Source organism: Bartonella vinsonii subsp. vinsonii (genome assembly GCF_902825235.1).
GTDB lineage: Bacteria > Pseudomonadota > Alphaproteobacteria > Rhizobiales > Rhizobiaceae > Bartonella > Bartonella vinsonii.
Genome location: NZ_CADEAJ010000072.1, coordinates 1 through 411, shown reverse-complemented (window position 1 = coordinate 411; position 411 = coordinate 1). Strand labels below are relative to the sequence as shown.

Here is a 411-nt window from a genome sequence, read left to right as displayed (position 1 = left end):
TGTAAGAAACCTGAGCTTTTTCATAAACAGAGCCATAAATTTCAGCACAGCCACTCACTTTTGCATAGCCATAAACCTTGCCATAGATTTTTGCACGGTTGTTAATAACAGCATGACCATAAACATGTGCATAATTAAAAAGACAGGCAGAACCTGAAACCCTTGCATTGCCATAGAGCCTTGCATAATCAAAAACACAACTATTATGAGAAAGATGCGCATTGCCATAAACATGCGCTTCAGAATAAACGCGGCTATTGCCATAAACACGAGCCTTGCCATACACATAGCCATAGACATAAGCATTTTTAGAAACACGCGCATTGTCATAAACTTTTGCATATTGAGAAATAAAAGCCTGATCACAAATTTGCGCATTGCCATAGACTTGACCACACACTTGAGACTGAT

Annotated in this window: 1 pseudogene; it reads right to left on the bottom strand. The window is 38.9% G+C overall.

The annotated features are described in order from the left end of the window. Positions 1-411, bottom strand: a pseudogene (locus J7R12_RS08720) (hypothetical protein); the annotation flags it as partial.